10 protein-coding genes are annotated in these 14,181 nt (G+C 46.9%); 6 read left to right on the top strand and 4 right to left on the bottom strand.

What is annotated here, in order from left to right:
* Positions 1 to 17: 17 nt before the first annotated feature.
* The gene (locus tag M3085_RS12300; protein WP_249053146.1) at positions 18 to 578 is read right to left on the bottom strand and encodes a DUF3575 domain-containing protein; all 561 of its coding nucleotides are present in this window, start codon (positions 576 to 578) and stop codon (positions 18 to 20) included.
* 321 nt (positions 579 to 899) lie between these two features.
* On the opposite strand from M3085_RS12300, the gene M3085_RS12295 reads away from it, so the two are divergent.
* Together M3085_RS12295 and M3085_RS12290 are read left to right on the top strand one after the other, a co-directional pair.
* Entirely contained in the window at positions 900 to 2,147 is a 1,248-nt protein-coding gene (locus M3085_RS12295; RefSeq protein ID WP_191709894.1) for a glutamate-5-semialdehyde dehydrogenase, read from the top strand.
* 137 nt (positions 2,148 to 2,284) lie between these two features.
* On the top strand, positions 2,285 to 3,250 hold the full coding sequence (locus M3085_RS12290; protein ID WP_178255638.1) for an acetylornithine carbamoyltransferase: 966 nt from the start codon (positions 2,285 to 2,287) through the stop codon (positions 3,248 to 3,250).
* 359 nt (positions 3,251 to 3,609) lie between these two features.
* Here M3085_RS12290 and M3085_RS12285 read toward each other — a convergent pair whose 3' ends face one another.
* A complete protein-coding gene (locus M3085_RS12285; RefSeq protein ID WP_191709895.1) occupies positions 3,610 to 4,767 on the bottom strand; it encodes a glycoside hydrolase family 43 protein in 1,158 nt (385 codons plus the stop codon).
* Positions 4,768 to 5,000: 233 nt separating this feature from the next.
* On the opposite strand from M3085_RS12285, the gene ruvB reads away from it, so the two are divergent.
* Both ruvB and M3085_RS12275 read left to right on the top strand, forming a co-directional pair.
* Positions 5,001 to 6,032, top strand: coding sequence for a Holliday junction branch migration DNA helicase RuvB (ruvB, locus tag M3085_RS12280; protein WP_178255636.1), 1,032 nt, complete (start codon positions 5,001 to 5,003; stop codon positions 6,030 to 6,032).
* A 5-nt stretch (positions 6,033 to 6,037) separates the two neighbouring features.
* Entirely contained in the window at positions 6,038 to 7,528 is a 1,491-nt protein-coding gene (locus M3085_RS12275; protein WP_178255635.1) for a polysaccharide biosynthesis C-terminal domain-containing protein, read from the top strand.
* 99 nt (positions 7,529 to 7,627) lie between these two features.
* On the opposite strand, the gene M3085_RS12270 is transcribed toward M3085_RS12275, so the two are convergent.
* Together M3085_RS12270 and M3085_RS12265 are read right to left on the bottom strand one after the other, a co-directional pair.
* Positions 7,628 to 9,463 (bottom strand): DEAD/DEAH box helicase, encoded by a 1,836-nt coding sequence (locus M3085_RS12270; protein ID WP_178255634.1) that lies wholly within the window; start codon positions 9,461 to 9,463, stop codon positions 7,628 to 7,630.
* Between the two features lie 124 nt (positions 9,464 to 9,587).
* Positions 9,588 to 10,391, bottom strand: coding sequence for a CPBP family intramembrane glutamic endopeptidase (locus M3085_RS12265; protein WP_249053145.1), 804 nt, complete (start codon positions 10,389 to 10,391; stop codon positions 9,588 to 9,590).
* Between the two features lie 643 nt (positions 10,392 to 11,034).
* On the opposite strand from M3085_RS12265, the gene M3085_RS12260 reads away from it, so the two are divergent.
* The gene (locus M3085_RS12260) at positions 11,035 to 13,143 is read left to right on the top strand and encodes a glycoside hydrolase family 97 protein (RefSeq protein ID WP_249053144.1); all 2,109 of its coding nucleotides are present in this window, start codon (positions 11,035 to 11,037) and stop codon (positions 13,141 to 13,143) included.
* Positions 13,144 to 13,246: 103 nt separating this feature from the next.
* Positions 13,247 to 14,181: glycoside hydrolase 5 family protein (locus M3085_RS12255; protein ID WP_410554702.1), on the top strand; the 935-nt coding region annotated here is incomplete at its 3' end.

Below are 14,181 nucleotides of genomic sequence, written 5' to 3'. Positions count from 1 at the left end.
TGTGCGTTCCTCCATTATCATTTAATTATGTAAATCAGCGATACGGCAGCTTTGGTCACACCGAAATAGTCTTTCTTGTCGCTTCCTTTCCACTCCCCGCAGTGAGGGCATTCGTACTTGTCATAATCGGCATGAATCCATCCCGCTCCTATTTCAAGCCCTAAGTTCCAATGTTTACCCAGCACAAACTGATAGCCGTAGCCGATGCCTGCGCCTACCATCCATCCTTGATAACGATTGTCTTTAAAAGACGGGAAAATCCCCAAGTCCATGCCCGCTACGTTAAACTGTCCGCCCAGTGCATGGAGCGCAAAGAAATGACCGTTAAATGCCTCGCAGAGCCAGTAGCGTGCTTCGGGTTGCACGAGCCAGTGTTTCATTTTCTTGTCATTTTTAAAGTGGAAGGGATTGTAATTTCCCGATACATCTAATGTCCACTTGGGAGCTAACCGGAACTCTGCCCCTAAGTTGAGCGTGGTAGTCACGTCGTACAGCAGGTTTGTCTTGACAGCAACTTTCTGTGCCGAAGCCGTCAGTGTGACAAACAGGAACATAATCCAAACGAATACCTTTCTCATAATATTAAAATCTTTTTTGTTCTCTTAATATTTCGTTTTCGCTGTCAAAATTAAGCTAAGGAGATAATTTTTCGTCGTGAAGCAATTCCCAATATGTCAGAAACGGATTCCTATTTTGTCATAAATACTGAAAGACAAATTGGTAAATTATTTATATATAATTGGTTATCCCATAAATCGGGCCGATAGCTTCTTATTCCGTAAATGAGACGAATTGACAAATTGGGAAATCTTTTGGTTATGAATTTTATTGAAACCTATGTAAAGAATTTCAGAAGAAAAGCTAAATTTGCCGATAAAGTGCCTAATAAAACAACAGAAATGAATTTACTTGAAACTTTTCAGAGCGTTCGTTCCGCTTCGCGCCGGTTGGCAATGGCGGACGAAAAACTTATTAACGATGTATTGCGCGCTACCGCGGATGAGGCTTTGCGGTCTGCCGATACCATTCTTGCAGCCAATGCCGAGGACTTGTTACGTATGAATCCTGACAATCCCAAATATGACAGACTGAAATTGACGCCCGAACGTTTGGAAGGCATTGCCTCCGATATGCGGAATGTGGCAAACCTGCCTTCACCTCTGAACCTGACGTTAGAAGAACGTACGTTACCCAACGGGTTACACCTGAAGAAAGTCAGTGTTCCTTTCGGCGTTATCGGTGTCATCTACGAGGCGCGTCCCAACGTTAGCTTCGATGTCTTTTCACTTTGTCTGAAGAGCGGAAGTGCCTGCCTGTTGAAAGGCGGCAGCGATGCCGACTGCTCGAACCGGGCGATAGTGGAAGTGATTCACCGTACGCTGGAGCGTTTCGGTGTCGACCCGAACACGGTGGCTCTGCTTCCGCCCGACCGAGAATCGACTGCCGAACTGCTTCATGCCGAAGGATATGTTGACCTGATAATTCCGCGCGGCAGCAGCGGACTGATTACTTATGTGCGCCGCGAAGCAACTGTGCCGGTCATTGAAACGGGGGCGGGGATTTGTCATACGTATTTCGATGCGGCAGGCGATGTTACCAAAGGAGCGGCGATTATCAACAATGCCAAGACGCGCCGCGTCAGCGTATGCAATGCGCTCGACTGCCTGCTGGTTCACTCCGCGCGTTTGGCAGATTTGCCGCAGCTTTGCGCTCCTTTGCAGGCAAGCCGCGTAATACTTTATGCCGATGAGACGGCATATCGCGCATTGGAGGGTAATTATCCTGCCGAGTGGCTCTGTAAAGCAGACGCCTCCAGCTACGGAACGGAGTTTCTGGACTACAAGATGGCGATAAAAACCGTGGGCAGCGTAGAAGAAGCGGTTACACATATATATAAATATGGTTCGAAACACAGCGAGAGCATCGTGACCGAAGACTTGAAAGCCGCTTCGTTTTTCCAGCGTGCGGTAGATGCCGCCTGCGTGTATACCAATGCCCCCACCTCGTTTACCGACGGCGCACAGTTTGGCTTGGGAGCCGAAATAGGCATCAGCACCCAGAAGCTGCACGCCCGCGGTCCGATGGGGCTGCGCGAGATAACCACCTATAAGTGGCTGATTGAAGGTAACGGACAAATCAGGAAATAAGGATTGAAACGCAGATAATAATTTAATTATCAATTCAATCTGCGTGAATATGCGAAAATCTGCGTTTCTTCGTCATATCAATTAATTTTGTACTTTATTATATGTATATTTGCCAAAACCTAATTTATAGATAGCTTATGAGAACCTATACCAATGTATTCGATTTGGGCGATTTGAAAACAGCCCTTGCCGAGGCCTTTGAAATTAAGAAAGACCGTTATAAATATGAATCGCTGGGTCATCACAAAACCTGTTTGCTGATATTTTTTAACAACAGTTTGCGTACTCGCCTGAGTACCCAGAAGGCAGCCCGTAACTTGGGTATGGACGTAATTGTGTTAGACGTAAATCAGGGCGCATGGAAGCTCGAAACGGAGCGTGGCGTAATAATGGACGGCGACAAGAGCGAACACCTGTTGGAAGCGATTCCTGTTATGGCATCTTACTGCGACATCATCGGAGTACGTTCGTTTGCCCGCTTTGAAAGCCGTGACGACGATTATACCGAAAAAATCCTCAACCAGTTCATCCGGTATTCCGGCAAGCCGGTATTTTCGATGGAAGCCGCTACGGGACATCCCTTGCAGGCGTTTGCCGACCTGATTACGATTGAAGAGTACAAACGGACGGAACGTCCGAAGGTGGTACTGACGTGGGCACCTCATCCGCGCGCACTGCCTCAAGCCGTGCCCAATTCGTTTGCCGACTTTATGAATGAAGCCGATGTGGATTTCGTGATTACCCATCCGCACGGTTATGAACTCGACCCGAAGTTTGTTCGTGGGGCACGGGTGGAATACGATCAGATGAAAGCCTTTGAGGGCGCTGACTTTATTTATGCGAAAAACTGGGCATGTCCGGGCGTGACGAATCCTGCCGATTACGGAAAAGTATTGAGTAAGGATATGAGTTGGACGGTAGATGAGGCACACATGGCGGTGACGAACAATGCTTTCTTTATGCACTGTCTGCCCGTCCGCCGTAACATGATTGTGACCGACGACGTGATAGAAGCACCCACCTCGCTCGTGATACCCGAAGCTGCTAACCGGGAGATTTCGGCAACGGTCGTATTGAAGAGAATGTTGGAAGGGCTGAAGTAATCCCGCGTATCAGCTGATGTAGGGGCGTATGCGATACGCCCTGAATACATGGGCTTATTGGCGTGGATGTTTTTTGGCGTATGCGATACGCCCCTACGTTTATGCTTAAAAATGCGTAGGAAATACGCCTTTTTTGCTCTGCGTGTGAAGCCTGAAAATTCATGCGGAAGAGTTGACCGGTTCTATGGGTAGAAACTAACAACGCTACCCATAGAACCGGTCTGTTTTATGGGTAGCGTTTTCGCTTGTTTCCAGTCACGGGTTTATCGGCTAAGAAATCCGATTCAAGCGGTAGTGTGTGAGAATGCTTTCGTGATGCAGGCGGTGTGCTGTCGCCAGCCGTTTCGCATTGAAAGCCGTTAGTTAAGTAAGTGGTCGAAGTCGTTTATCGTCCAACTGTCTCTCCACTGGATAACCGGTTTGCCTTCGTTAAACTGAATCGGCAGCCAGATATACCGTGCGTCGCTCGGATGCTTCGGCCGCCAGTTATCAGCCATGAAAATGAAAGCATCCTTTTTACCGGGAACAGGAAGTACAAACGTACTCTGTCCGTGGAAGGTGAGTTCGGCATCCTTGCCTACACACGGATTGGGGTGTTGCGTCCACGGTCCCCAGATACTCGGTGCGGAAAACATGCGTGCCTCGTTCGGGTCCCAGCCTGTACATCCCGAAGTAATCATCCAATACGTACCGTCTTTCTTGAACAAGGCAGGCGCTTCATTGTGTCCGGCAGGTGCGATGCGCGTATATTTTCCCGTGTGGCTTTGGTAATCGTCGCTCAATTCGGCTATATGAAGAGTCAAGTTATCTTCCGATGAATAAATGTGATATGCCTTGCCGTCGTCGTCTACAAATAACTGCATGTCTCTTGCCATCTGTCCGCCCTCCAAATCGCGTTTCACGAACAGTCCTTTGGCGATGGCGTCATACCAAGCCGGTGTCCACCATTCGGTATATTTCCCGGCATCCAGCGTATCCAGTACCGCACGCTGCTCGTCAGTCATGTCGAACGGCAATTTCCCCGGATTGATGCGTCCGGAACGGAGGTATTTGAAAGGTCCTGTCGGACGGTCGGCTACCGCCACCGCCGAACGTGCGGCCGCATATCCCTTGCCTTTCAGCTCCAAGTGAAACCACATTACGAATTTGCCCGTCTTTTCATTGTAAATCACCTTCGGGCGTTCCATGATACAGCCTTGCGTTATTTCGCTGGTCGTGTCGTTGGTCACTACGGGCAACACGGCACCTTCGTTTTTCCAATCGGTAAGATTCGGTGATGAATAACACATGATACCCACCATCGCACTGCTTGTTGTGTCCGATTTGTTTTCGCCGTACCAATAATACGTACCCTCGTGATAAAGAATACCGCCTCCATGTGCGTTGACATGTACGCCCGCATTATCCGGCCATATTTCCATCGGACGAATCTCTTTAGCCTCTTGTTGTTGTGTGCAAGCCGAAAGAGCCAGCGTGCAGATACACACGGCCCATACAAATAAAGTTGTCTTTTTCATATACATAATTAGGTTTTAGTGGAGGCAAACTTACGGAAAATCAGCAGGAGAAGCCGATAAAAATCAAGCGGAATACAATAAAAATCAGGCAACATGTATCTTTTCGGCGTTTGGAGTGCGCTTATGGGGTGGATTTCTATTTTCCGATGCGGGCGTCAGGCGGTTCTTGTTTTCATGAATTTATCTGCTTTTCGCCCCTTTTTTTCATTTATAGTTTGTACTTTTGCATTGATATGGAAGAACAATTCGACATACGAGACTATAAACCGACGGGTAAAGAACGTGATTTCGAAAATGCACTTCGCCCGTTGCAATTCGGAGATTTTAGCGGACAAGACAAGGTGGTGGATAATCTGCGCATCTTTGTAAAAGCTGCCCGTTTGCGTGCCGAGGCACTTGATCATGTGTTATTACACGGTCCTCCGGGATTAGGTAAAACTACATTGAGTAATATTATTGCCAACGAATTGGGAGTGGGATTTAAGGTCACTTCAGGGCCGGTCCTCGATAAGCCGGGCGATTTGGCAGGAGTTTTGACCAGTTTGGAACCGAACGATGTGTTGTTTATCGACGAAATACATCGCCTTAGTCCGGTAGTGGAGGAGTATCTGTATTCGGCAATGGAAGACTACCGCATTGATATCATGATAGATAAAGGGCCTTCGGCACGAAGCATCCAACTCGATTTGAATCCTTTCACACTGGTGGGTGCCACCACTCGCAGCGGTTTGCTTACGGCTCCGCTCCGTGCCCGCTTCGGCATCAACTTGCATTTGGAGTATTACGACGACTCGGTGCTGACGAAAATTATCCTTCGCTCATCGAAGATACTGAATGTTCCCTGCGACGTGGAAGCCGCCGGCGAAATCGCTTCACGCAGTCGCGGAACGCCCCGTATCGCCAACGCTTTGTTACGCCGCGTGCGCGATTTTGCCCAAGTAAAAGGCTCCGGACGTATCACCATCGAGATAGCCCGCTATGCGCTTGAGGCATTGAACATCGATCGCTACGGACTGGACGAGATAGATAATAAGATACTCTGTACGATTATAGATAAGTTTAAAGGCGGCCCTGTGGGATTGACCACCATCGCCACGGCGCTGGGTGAAGATCCCGGTACACTGGAAGAAGTGTATGAGCCTTTTTTGATCAAAGAAGGATTCTTGAAACGTACGCCTCGCGGCAGGGAAGTGACCGAACTGGCTTATAAGCATTTGGGAAGGAGTATTTATAATGGTAATAATAACAGGACTTTGTTTGATTAAGTTTTATGGCTGAGTTGAAATCTTTGGCTAAAGATACTGCCATTTATGGAGTGAGCAGTATTGTAGGGCGTTTCTTGAATTATCTGCTGGTTCCGCTTTATACGGTTGTATTGCCGGCAGCGTCGGGAGGATATGGTGTGGTTTCTAACGTGTACGCCTATACAGCTTTGATATTGGTATTGCTTACTTTCGGAATGGAAACCGGCTTTTTCCGTTTTGCCAATAAGTCGGGCGAGAACCCTGAAAAAGTTTATGCCAATACGTTGCTGTTTGTAGGCGGGCTGTCGTTAGTATTTGTGGCGCTCTGCATCATTTTCTTACATCCTATCTCGGCATTTTTAGGTTATCCCGACCATCCCGATTACGTAGGGATGATGGTGCTGGTGGTTGCACTCGATTCTTTTCAGTGCATACCCTTTGCCTATTTGCGCTATAAGAAACGTCCCATAAAGTTTGCCGCGATAAAGCTGTTTAATATCATCGGGAATATCTGTTTGAACCTGTTCTTTTTGTTGCTCTGCCCGTGGCTTGATGCACAGGGTTACGATTGGGTTTCATCTTTTTACAATCCCAATTATTTAGTAGGATATATCTTTGCGTCAAACCTTATCATGTCTGCCGTACAGATGTTTTTTTTCTCATCGGAACTGCGCGGATTTTCTTACCGCATTGATTGGGGACTGATGAAGAAAATGATAACCTATTCATTTCCTATTCTTATCTTCGGGCTGGTAGGCATTTTGAACCAGACGATTGACAAGATGATTTATCCCTTTTTGTTCGATGACCGTCAGGAAGGTTTGGTTCAGTTAGGTATTTATAGTGCAACCAGTAAAGTTGCGCTCGTTATGGCGATGTTTACACAAGCATTCCGATACGCTTACGAACCCTTTGTATTCGGGAAAACAAAAGATGCAGACAACCGTAAGGTGTATGCTGCCGCCATGAAATACTTCTTCATCTTTTCGCTGCTCGCATTCTTGGCGGTGATGGGATACATGGATATTTTGAAATACATGGTGGCGAGCGACTATTGGGAAGGGCTGGGCGTAGTAGCCATCGTAATGGGAGCTGAAATCTTTAAAGGCATTTACTTTAACTTGTCATTCTGGTATAAACTGACCGACGAGACCCGATGGGGAGCTTATTTTTCGTTGATAGGCTGTATAGTGATACTTGTATTAAACGTTTGTCTTGTGCCCCGTTATGGATATGTTGCCTCGGCGTGGGCATCAGTTGCGGGATACGGAGTGATTACGTTGCTTTCATACGTTATCGGGCAAAAGAAATATCCGGTTTCCTATCCTTTGAAGGAAATGGCAGTTTATTTGATACTGGCTGTGGTACTGTTTGCTCTTTATCACGCAGTAGAGATACCAAACGTTGTGTTGCGTTTGATATACCGCACGCTGTTAATCCTTGTATTTATAGCTTATATAGTAAAGAAAGATCTGCCGCTGAAAAGCATTCCGATAATCAACCGGTTTGTAAAGTAAGCCGCTTATAATGAAAGAGGGAGGAATATCCGGATAGATGCTTTTGCATGTTCCGGTATTCCTCCCTCTTTCTGCTTTTATGTTGTGATGTGAATCGGCTTATTTTTTACGCTTCTTTCCGCGTTTTCCCCAGTTTTCATCCATGAAACCTGCATCGAAATCCTCATTATCCTGTTGGAAGAACTGCTTCCAATCGTCTTTCCGTTTCGATTTGGAAGGTTTTACCGCTTCTTCTTTTTTCCGTTTGCCCGACTCTTTTTTATCGCGCTTTTTGCCTGCCTTGTCGCTCTTTCCACTATTCTCATCGGCATATTCCACTACCACTTTACGGCCGTTAACCGAAGTCTTGTTTAAAGCCTTCACTACCAGTGCGGCTTGCGGCTCAATAACTTCAAAGAAAGAAAAGTTCTGCATCAAGTCGATTCGTCCTATCTGGATGCGTTCTTTCTTGATATGACGGTTAATCATGTCGATAATCTGATTAGGGAAGAAGCCGTCCGTCTTTCCTAAATTCAAGAACAGTCTCGTGTAACCTTTCTCAGCCTTGCGCGAACGTTCGCCGCCCCGCTCTTTGCGCTCCTTGCGTTCTCCCTTCTTGTTCTCGGCATTCGGTTGTTCGATTTCAGGCGCATTCTTATAGTAATCAAGGAATCGGTTGAACTCCATTGATACCACGCGCTTAATCAAATCTTCTTTGCTCAGCCACTCGAATTTGCGGTAAATGCTTGGCAAGAACGTTTCGATTTCTTCCTCATCTACTTTTACCTTTTCGATGTCGTCGATAACCTTGATGAGCTGTTGCTCACAGATTTCCTTTCCCGAAGGCAATGTGCCGAGGTCGAATTTCTTTTTGATAATCCGTTCTATTTCGCGCATTTTCCCTTTCTCGCGCAGGTTGATGATAGAAATAGAGACACCCGTTTTTCCGGCACGTCCGGTACGTCCGCTGCGGTGCGTGTAACTTTCCGTATCGTCGGGCAGTCCGTAGTTGATAACATGAGTCAGGTCGTTAACATCCAGTCCGCGGGCAGCCACGTCGGTAGCCACCAGCAACTGCAAATGACGCTGGCGGAATTTCTGCATCACCAAGTCGCGTTGCGCCTGACTCAATTCACCGTGCAGCGAATCGGCATTATAGCCGTCTTGAATCAACTTGTCGGCAATTTCTTGCGTTTCCTTGCGTGTGCGGCAGAAAATGATACCGTAAATTTGCGGATAAAAGTCGACCACACGTTTCAACGCCAAGTATTTATCTTTGGCATGTACAGTATAAGCAATGTGATGAACGTTTTTGCTTCCCTCGTTTTTCGTACCGATGGTAATTTCTTTGGCATCGTGCAGATAGGTTTTGGCGATACGTGAGATTTCAGGGCTCATCGTAGCCGAGAACATCAGCGTATTGCGGTCTTCAGGTACTTGTTCCAAGATGGCATTGATGCTGTCGGTAAATCCCATGTTCAACATTTCGTCAGCCTCGTCCATAACCACATCACGGATGGTTTCCAGACGAGCCACCTTGCGCTCCATCAGGTCGATGAGACGTCCCGGAGTAGCCACGATGATGTGTACCCCTTTTTTCAAGCTCCGTATTTGGCTTTCTATGGACGAGCCGCCGTATACAGGCAATATTTTCAGGTCGGTGATATACTTGGAATAATCTGTTAAGTCTCCTGCTATCTGCAAACACAGTTCGCGTGTAGGACAAAGGATAAGTGCTTGCGGCACACGGTTCTTAATATCAATTTTTTGTATCAGCGGCAGACCAAATGCGGCTGTTTTTCCGGTTCCGGTTTGTGCCAGAGCCACTACGTCATTACCGTTCCCCAGCAAATAAGGTATTACTTCTTCTTGTACGGGCATGGGATGCTCATATCCCATTTCTTCGATTGCTTTGCGTATTTCCGGGGAAACGCCCAATTCTTCAAATGTTTTCATTTATCGTTTCAAATATCTAATTCGGCTGCAAAGATACGCACATTTACTGATATATAGGTATTTCTATGCACTTTTTTACCAAACTATCAGCGATTGAAGAACCGGGCTTTTACTGTTCGAATGCTCAAGCCGTTTCTTCTTGCCAGTCAGCCGGTTGCGGAAGCAGCTTTTTGCGGAAAATATAGATACAGGCAAGGGTAAGCACTACGCCTGCCGCAGCGATACAGATGGCATCGGTTGTTCCGAAAGCCTCTTGCATGGTGGCATCGGGATTATCGGAATAAAGAAAGACTACGACGGAAGTTCCGTTGTTGATGAAGTGCATCAGGATGCTGGGGATGAGGCTTCCGCTACGGTAATAAATCCATCCCAAAGCCAGTCCGAGTACGAAAGCGAACGGGATTTGTGCCGGATTGCCGTGGATGGCACCAAACAGCAGTGAAGAAACAATGATTGCTGCGGCGGGTTTCTTCCATTTGCGTAACAAGTGTCCTTGAATAGCTCCCCTGAAAAGCAATTCTTCGGCAATGGGTGCCATGACAACGATGGCGATGATGCCCGCCGGGTGGTGCATCATGGTTTCAAACGTAGCTTCCATGTTGTTGGGGAGGTTGACCAGCTCGCTCAAGTAGTTACACCATAGTCCCATGCCGATGATGAACAGGATAGATACTGCCAATACGCTGCCCGAATTGTAATAAGCAAGTGTCTGTCGGTTCAGCCGGACGTATTTCCACACAAGCAGGTGAACGACCAAAGCGAGCGTTCCGATTAATTGCGACATCAGCAGCAGAGTCACTCCGCTTGGATCTGTCAGGTTAGGAAGTTGGGTGGTGTGATGATAAACCATGTAGCCGCAGGTAAAAACTCCTTGCGTGGCAAACTGATAAATGAGATAATAGAGCAATAGTTTGATGGTACGTCCCATAATGAATAACAGTTTTTATCTTGTTAAAAATATTGAACCTCTTAAACCTTTCCTGACCCTGCGGAAGCACGAAAAAATTTCCACCGCTATGCCCTGAAAAAACGCTACCGTTAGTGTGGTCCATCCCATGCGGTAGTGTTAACAGGTTCTACCCATAGCGTTGCCCGGTTCTACCCATAGAATTTTTCAAGCCTCCGGATAGGCTGGAGAAGGCTTAAAACAAGCTCATTATAAGTTTTAATCACTTCATTACAAATGTAGGCGATATTCCTTTGCCGTAAAAATAAAAATGTAAAAATTTAAACAAGTGCAGAGAAACAATTGTTCACTCCGCTTTCTTTTGTCGTCAAAAAATCCGAAATTTGCATGTACGGAAATGTCTGCAATCGGGGTAAGTGACACAAGTCGGTTCTTTTGTCCGTTTTATCGCATGAACCAAACAGTTTATCCGCATGTTTTATCAGAGGCTTCGGATAGCGGCGGAACAAGCAGGGGAGAGGTGAGGAATGGAACCCTGAACGTTAAGTATTTCTGTGAGAAAGGTTGTTATCATTATAACCAGATGCTCTCAGCAGATTTTGGAGGGCATATTTTATTATTAATAGTGTAAAGTAAAAATGTTAATCATTAAAACCCGTATTCTATGAGACTTATCATTTTTATCGGTATGTTGTGTTGGATGGTGGCAGGAACGGTTTCTGCGCAAACGTTGGATTCGCCCGATGGTAATTTAAAGCTGAATTTCCGTCTGCTGGATGACGGTACGCCCGTTTACTCCCTTCAGTATAAGGGAAAAGACGTTATTAAAGAAAGCAAGATGGGCTTCCGGATACGTCCGTCGTATGTATTCAATAAAGATTTTACGATAACCGATACGCGCTTTTCTGAATCGGACACCACGTGGAAACCGGTGTTGGGCGGAAACAGTGAGATTCGAGACAACCATAAAGAAATGTTTGTAGCCTTACAGCAAAACGGAACCGGCTGGCTGTTGAACATCCGTTTCCGCCTTTTCAACGATGGCTTGGGCTTCCGTTACGAATTCCCCGTACAGAAAGAACTGCGTAACTTTACGCTCGATGGCGAAACCACAGAGTTCCGGTTGACGGGCGACCATAAGGCTTTCTGGTTGCCGGGCGATTACGATACCAACGAATATCCTACCACGGTGTCGAAACTATCGGAGGTAGCCTCGCTGACCGAGAAAGTGCGTCAAGAACCTTTGGCAGCGAAAGCCTTCACGCCGGGACTTGCCGTACAAACACCGCTGATGCTGAAGTCTGCCGACGGACTGTATATCAACATCCACGAAGCTGCGTTGGTAAATTATCCGGCAATGTGCCTCGACTTGGATGACAAGGCTTTTGTTTTGACCTCTCATCTGACGCCCGACCGTAACGGAGCGCGCGGTTTTATCCAGACTGGCAGTGTTACTCCGTGGCGTACGGTGGTGGTGAGCGACGACGCGCGCGACATACTTGCTTCGAACTTGATATTGAACTTAAACGAACCCTGCAAGCTGGCAGATACATCGTGGATTCACCCGGTGAAGTACGTCGGTGTGTGGTGGGAATACTTTACCGGACAAGGCTCTACGTGGGCTTATACCAATAATCAGGACATCGTAATCGGTGAAACAGATTATACGAAAGAGAAACCGAACGGAACACACGGGGCAAATACGGCTCACGTGAAAGAATACATCGACTTCGCTGCAAAACATGGTTTCGACGGCGTATTGGTAGAAGGATGGAACGAAGGTTGGGAAGCGAACTTTGCCTACATAAAGGAACACATTTACGATTTTGACAAACCCTATCCCGATTTCGATGTGGAAGAGCTTCATCGTTATGCGGCAGAGCGTGGCGTGAAAATCATCATGCACCACGAAACCACTTCATCGGTTGCCGATTATGAACGCCAGATGGAAGATGCTTTCCGCTTTATGGCAGATAACGGATACGATGCCGTAAAGACCGGTTACGTAGGCCCGATTATTCCGCGCAGCGAATATCACGACGGACAGTGGATGGTAAACCACTACCTGCGTGTGGCGAAAACGGCTGCCAGATATAAGGTGATGGTCAACTCCCACGAGGCGGTACGTCCTACCGGATTGTGTCGTACTTATCCCAACTGGTTCGCCCAAGAATCTGCCCGCGGAACAGAGTTTGAGTCTTTCAACGGCAATACGCCTGAACATACCACCATTCTTCCGTTTACACGCTTGATGGGAGGCCCGATGGACTATACGCCGGGAATCTTCGAAGGCGACCTTTCGGTTTACGGTTCGAACAAAGCGAAACTCAGTACCACGCTCGTCAAACAGTTGGCACTTTACGTAACCATGTACAGTCCGCTCCAGATGGCTGCTGATTTGTATCAGAATTATGAAAAATATCCCGACGCTTTCCAATTTATTAAAGATGTGGCAGCAGACTGGGACAATACATATATCCTCGAAGCCGAACCGGGTGATTACATTACGATAGCCCGTAAAGCAAAAGGCAAAAACGAATGGTACATCGGCGGAATAACCGATGAAAATGCCCGCGAAGCAGTCATTGACCTCAGCTTCTTGCCGGAAGGAAAGAAATATGAAGCAACGATTTATGCCGACGGAAAGAAAGCCGACTGGCGCACCAACCCGAAAGATTATGTAATATCCACGAAGAAAGTAACCCGCAAAACCGTATTGAAGCAACGCCTTGCACCGAGTGGGGGAGTGGCTATCAGCATCAGGGAATTATAAAAAGGAGTTATAAAAGAAGTATCATCCTTTGATAAGATAGTAGCAGTAAATCTGCCCGGACCAAGCTACTTTTGTGCAGAAACTTTAACCGGTAAATCTTATGATGAAACAATTTTTCTGCGCTGTGGCGGTAGCTTTGTTATGCATATCCTGTTCATCGCCCAAGCAAAAGGCGGAACAGGATATGTTTGTATCTGTAAAAAACGGTCAGTTTATCCGTAATGGTAAACCTTACTATTATGTAGGGGCGAATTTCTGGTATGGAGCCATCTTGGGTTCGGAAGGAACGGGCGGTAACCGGAAACGTTTATGCCAAGAACTGGATTCGTTGAAAGCATTGGGAGTAAATAACTTGCGTGTGTTGGTCGGGGCGGATGGAAAATCCGGTGTTCCGACAAAAGTAGAGCCTACCTTGCAAACTGCTCCCGGAGTGTATAACGATACGATTCTGGCAGGACTGGATTATCTGTTGATGGAAATGGGCAAGCGCGACATGCTGGCTGTGCTTTACCTGAATAACTCGTGGGAGTGGAGCGGCGGTTACGGGCAATACCTTGAATGGGCAGGTTTCGGAAAAATCCCCGTCCCGGCAATAGACGGCTATGAGGCTTTCATGAATTATGTAAAACAGTTTCCGCAATCGGAGGCGGCGAAAAGGCTTTTTTCAAACTATGTTAACGATATCGTGACACGTACTAACCGTTATACGGGGAAGCGTTATACCGATGACCCCACCATCATGTCGTGGCAAATAGGTAACGAACCGCGTGCTTTCTCCCAAGATAATAAAGAAGCATTTGCCGATTGGTTGGAAAAGGCAGCAACTCAACTTGATTCGCTTGCTCCCCGTCAGTTGATATCTACCGGGAGCGAAGGTAAAGCAGGTTGCGAAGAAGACATATCGCTGTTCGAACGGATTCATCAGAATGAACATATTGATTACTTGACCATCCATATCTGGCCTTATAATTGGGGGTGGGTATCGGAAGACAGTTTGCAGCAGAAGCTGGATAATGCCAAGCAAAAAACCGAAAAATA

The sequence above is a fragment of the Bacteroides caecicola genome, from assembly GCF_023337095.1.
Taxonomy (GTDB): Bacteria; Bacteroidota; Bacteroidia; order Bacteroidales; family Bacteroidaceae; genus Phocaeicola; species Phocaeicola gallinarum.
Note: the sequence above shows the minus strand (reverse complement) of the source record. Positions and strands in the feature narration are given on the sequence as shown.

Coding starts and splice junctions, on each gene's coding strand:
- ruvB (WP_178255636.1), top strand. CDS start 5,001: ATGGAAGAACAATTCGACATACGAGACTATAAACCGACGGGTAAAGAA.
- M3085_RS12275 (WP_178255635.1), top strand. CDS start 6,038: ATGGCTGAGTTGAAATCTTTGGCTAAAGATACTGCCATTTATGGAGTG.
- M3085_RS12295 (WP_191709894.1), top strand. CDS start 900: ATGAATTTACTTGAAACTTTTCAGAGCGTTCGTTCCGCTTCGCGCCGG.
- M3085_RS12290 (WP_178255638.1), top strand. CDS start 2,285: ATGAGAACCTATACCAATGTATTCGATTTGGGCGATTTGAAAACAGCC.
- M3085_RS12285 (WP_191709895.1), bottom strand. CDS start 4,767: ATGAAAAAGACAACTTTATTTGTATGGGCCGTGTGTATCTGCACGCTG.
- M3085_RS12260 (WP_249053144.1), top strand. CDS start 11,035: ATGAGACTTATCATTTTTATCGGTATGTTGTGTTGGATGGTGGCAGGA.
- M3085_RS12270 (WP_178255634.1), bottom strand. CDS start 9,463: ATGAAAACATTTGAAGAATTGGGCGTTTCCCCGGAAATACGCAAAGCA.
- M3085_RS12300 (WP_249053146.1), bottom strand. CDS start 578: ATGAGAAAGGTATTCGTTTGGATTATGTTCCTGTTTGTCACACTGACG.
- M3085_RS12265 (WP_249053145.1), bottom strand. CDS start 10,391: ATGGGACGTACCATCAAACTATTGCTCTATTATCTCATTTATCAGTTT.